The 4,281-nt window shown below is 34.5% G+C and carries 7 protein-coding genes; all 7 read right to left on the reverse strand.

Annotated features, from left to right (window positions below; all coding sequences use genetic code 11):
- Positions 1 to 452: 452 nt before the first annotated feature.
- Positions 453 to 893 (reverse strand): YjfB family protein, encoded by a 441-nt coding sequence (locus tag JJE11_RS15655; RefSeq protein WP_291637279.1) that lies wholly within the window; start codon positions 891 to 893, stop codon positions 453 to 455.
- 148 nt (positions 894 to 1,041) lie between these two features.
- Positions 1,042 to 1,221: a YjfB family protein gene (locus JJE11_RS15660; RefSeq protein WP_291637281.1), complete on the reverse strand. Its 180-nt coding sequence runs from the start codon at positions 1,219 to 1,221 to the stop codon at positions 1,042 to 1,044.
- Between the two features lie 45 nt (positions 1,222 to 1,266).
- Entirely contained in the window at positions 1,267 to 1,458 is a 192-nt protein-coding gene (locus JJE11_RS15665) for a hypothetical protein (RefSeq protein ID WP_291637283.1), read from the reverse strand.
- A 2-nt stretch (positions 1,459 to 1,460) separates the two neighbouring features.
- Positions 1,461 to 1,640: a YjfB family protein gene (locus tag JJE11_RS15670; protein ID WP_291637285.1), complete on the reverse strand. Its 180-nt coding sequence runs from the start codon at positions 1,638 to 1,640 to the stop codon at positions 1,461 to 1,463.
- An 86-nt stretch (positions 1,641 to 1,726) separates the two neighbouring features.
- Positions 1,727 to 3,454: a flagellin gene (locus JJE11_RS15675; protein ID WP_291637287.1), complete on the reverse strand. Its 1,728-nt coding sequence runs from the start codon at positions 3,452 to 3,454 to the stop codon at positions 1,727 to 1,729.
- A 79-nt stretch (positions 3,455 to 3,533) separates the two neighbouring features.
- Entirely contained in the window at positions 3,534 to 3,686 is a 153-nt protein-coding gene (locus tag JJE11_RS15680; protein WP_291637289.1) for a hypothetical protein, read from the reverse strand.
- 248 nt (positions 3,687 to 3,934) lie between these two features.
- Positions 3,935 to 4,281, reverse strand: a 347-nt coding sequence (locus JJE11_RS15685; protein WP_291637291.1) for a hypothetical protein, incomplete at its 5' end; no start/stop codon positions are given.

The raw sequence follows: 4,281 nt of genomic DNA on the forward strand, positions 1-4,281 counted from the left end.
GGTATAATAATCTAAGGTTTCTTTCATTAAAGTTAGATAATATAAAAAAGCTCCTTCATCTTTAAATATATCATTTCTGTGATTACCTCTTGCTGTAACATGATAGCTTGCACCAGGATACCATTCTCTTTTTATTGTTGGCATATTCAAAACCTCCACCCTATTATGGTATTAATGATTATTGCCAAATTTTAAAATTTTAGACCGCAGAGCAGCTGTGAATATATTTATACATTATATAGCTTTTTCAATTTTAAGAGCTAGTATCCACGGCAAAAATAGGCACCATCGCTATTTATGTAGCTACTGATGCTAAATATAATCTATTATTTCCAAATTTTACACCCCTGGGGTGCTTACGAAGGCTTGCCTGAACTTGCTCCGAAAAATAGGAAAGCCCTATCCACTACGTTAAAATGGGCATCAGCAGCTAATTCAATAGCCACCAATGCTCACTCTAATTTTTTCCCACCTTTTATTCTTCTACTGTCACTATCTATAGCACTAACCTGTGCTGCTAACTTATCTAGCCTATGATTCAATTTTCTTAGTTGTAGTGGAGTAAGACTATTAAGCTGTTTACCTTGTTCTGCTATCGATCTCATCTGTAATAGCTTTGTTTCTTTGACATTAAGCATTATCTGTCTTTCCCGCGCCCACTTCATTTCCTGTTGTTGCTGTTTATGTAGTTCATCCTTCTTATCCATTTGCTTATCTGCAATTGCATCTAAATTCTGTCCGATATTAGCGTCTATTGCATCATTACGTATCTTATCTAAAATTGGGTTACCATGCTCTTTTTCTATATCCTTAGTCGTTTCCAATGCTACTGTACTAGCATGTTGTTGAATCTTTGGTTGACTCATTACATTTTGTAGTGCTGCTATATCCATATAATTACCTCCCATCTACTATTTTTCTCAGGTCACAGTTATCCTAGTTTGATGAGTCTGTATAGATTGTTACTCTATTTTTTTGATTGCAGTAGCTGTCAATGCACCCATTACAATTCTTTCTTTAGTTCACCCTTTTCATTCATTTCTATGCCCTAGTATTCAAGTTCTGTCCCACACTAGTATCCACTGCGACATTCTTCATAACTTCTGTCATCTGAGTAGTATTTTCCTTTCCAGTATCCATAGCCATTTTCATTACCGCAATCCCGACATTTTCTTGTAATCTTGATTGACTCATTATCATTGATAATGCCCCTATGTCCATATGATTACCCCTTTTTTACCATGAAAAATAGGATTAAACTAATCTTTAATTTTGTATACAATTGTATAATTCCCAAATTTTACACCCCTGGGGTGCTTGTGAAGGAGGAACGACTGAGCTTGCTATTTCTTTCATATGCAGTAGCTTTATCTCCATGATGCCTAGCATATTATGTCTATACTGTACCCATTCTAACTGTTGCTGCAATTCTTGCTTTAGTTGCTCTTTCTCACCCATTATTATGCCCAAGTATCCAAATTCTGTCCAACATTACTGTCTACTGCTACATTCTTTATCATATCTGTAATTGTAGTTGAATTTTCCTTACCAGTATTCATTGCCATCTTCATTACTGCAATACCAGCTGATTCTTGTACTCTTGACTGACTCATTATCATTGATAATGCTCCTATATCCATATGGTTACCTCCTCCTTATATCTTATTAGAAAAAAGAGCCAGAGTTTTCACCCTGACTCCCATCATTACTGTTGTACGTTCTTCAATTATCTTAATAATGCAAGAACTTGTTGTGGTTGTTGATTAGCTTGTGCAAGCATAGCTTGAGCAGCTTGATTAAGAATGTTGTTCTTTGAGAATGTAGACATTTCTTTAGCCATGTCTACATCTCTAATTCTTGATTCAGCTGATGTTAAGTTTTCACTTGATGTTCCTAAATTAGCTATTGTGTGCTCTAATCTATTTGAGAATGCTCCTAATTTTGCTCTTTCTTGTGATACTGACTTGATAGCAGAATCAATATTTGTTATGCCTGCCTCTGCTCCCACTTTTGTAGAAACATCTACTTTGTCTATTTTATCAGCTGTACCTGCTCCACCTAGTGCTGATGCTCTCATATCGTTTATATCTACTCTCAATTGTTGGCCTTCATTAGCACCAATATGGAAATCTAAGTTCCCATCACTAGCAACTCTTACTGTTCCATCCGTATTTGTTGTTGTTCCAATTCCTGTAGAACCATTCGTTAATTCATTTGTCAATGCAACATCTCCAGCGGTAGTAATACCACCAGACGTTCCACCAACAGCGGTTGTAATCTCAATAGCTGAATTTTCGCCTAGTGCACTTGATGTAAACGTAATATCAGTACCATTAGCAGCCTTTGTTGCTGTTACTCCTGTGCTATCCTTCTGACCATTAATACTAGTAATTGCCTGATCGATAGTATCACTAGAACTTATAGCAATAGCTGAACTCCCATTTATAGAAATGGTTGCATCAGTACCGACTACTGTTGCAAATTTATAAGATACACTTGCTGCTGTTTCACTTCCTGAAAGTTGTAATTTTAGTCCTTCAACTGAAGTACCAGTTTTACCTGTAATTGTATTGCCTGTAGCTGTAAAATCTTGACCAGTCATTAATTGTCCCGCAGCATCTGTACCTGCATCACTAACTGCTGTTGTAATACCATCACCAGTAGCAGTCAATCCTGTTGCTACCAAAAGTGGAGCACTTCCAGTTGCAAGTATAGTTGTACCACTTCCCATTTCTTGGCTTTCCAATTTAAGTCCACCAGTTTCACTAACCATAGCAGTAACACCAGTTTGGTCTGATACAAGATTAATTTTATCTAAAACATTCTTCATTGTATCATCTGTATCTAAACTAACTTCTACATTGTTAATATTTAACTTACCAGTTACACCTAATGTTGCTCCCATAGCTTGAGAACTATTTAAAGTAGCCTTTGTTGCTTCTGAAGTAACATCTAAATCATAAACTCCATCAACTGTTGCTGATGTTGTAGAAACTCCACTTACAGCAGTTCCAGCAGATTGAATTTTAGTACTAACTGCACCATTTAATAATTTTTTAGTATTAAATTCAGTAGTGTTTCCAATTCTATCTAATTCCAATGATAACTGCCCTACTTCCTTTTGCATTGCATCACGGTCATCAACAGTATTGGTATCACTTGAACCTTGAACTGCAAGCTCTCTCATTCTTTGAAGAATTGAAGTAGATTCACTTAACGCACCTTCTGCAGTTCCTATTAAAGATATAGCATCTTGAGCATTTGCTCCAGCTTGGTCAAGTCCTCTAATTTGTCCTCTCATCTTTTCTGATATAGCAAGACCTGCTGCATCGTCTCCTGCTTTATTAATTCTAAGACCTGAAGAAAGTTTTTCCATCGATTTGTTTGCATTACCTGCGTTGATACCCATATTCCTGTTAGCATTCATTGCGCCCATGTTGTGATTGATTATCATAATAAATTCCTCCTTGAAATTTTAGTAGGACATCCTTGTCCTCTATTGTTATTTATAGTTAAGCTCGTTGCGAGCCATACTAACTTGTTGAAATGTTGCTTTTGAATTTGTCATTGTTGCTCTTTTGTTGAATTTCACCATCTTTCGATATGAAGGCTTTCAGAGCATTGTAAACATCAAGTTGATTTTCAACATTTAGGCAACCTTCTGCCGTCATATTCCCAATTTTCATTTATGAAGTTTAATATAAATATTTACTAACATCCTATTAACTTATTTATATTTTCAACTTCTACTATTTATATCGTAAACTAAATTACATACTTTATAGTATTTACAAAATTTATTTTATATTTTTTAAGATTAATTTGAGATAGTATTTTTTCTAATAATCAAAATGCTTTATTGCCATAGAAACACTGACTGTGCAATAAAAAAACACCCAAAGAATCTATTAACTCCTCCAGTGTTTTCCCTTTATTAAATTTCTTTACTCAAAAACACAGCTTTAGCAGATATATTATTATATCCTGCCATTCCCACTTGTTTTTGTTCGTTTTGTTTTATTTTTTTCAATAAATCAACTTTTCTAACTTTCATTTCATAATCTAATACTTTTTCTAAATTTTCAATTTCATATTGCAAATAGAATTTCTTCAGATTCTCTTTTGAATAACCCATTTTACTAATATCATCCAAAATTAACTGCCTTTGCGCAAAATTCCCTTCTAGTCTCTCGTATTCCTCAGCTTTAACTGTTTCAATAATAGTCAAAGTGATATTTTTATATTTAATAAAGTTTTCTTCTAAATTCAATTTATCACCTA

It is taken from the genome of Clostridium sp. (assembly GCF_016650095.1).
In the GTDB taxonomy this organism is placed as follows: domain Bacteria; phylum Bacillota; class Clostridia; order Clostridiales; family Clostridiaceae; genus Clostridium_AD.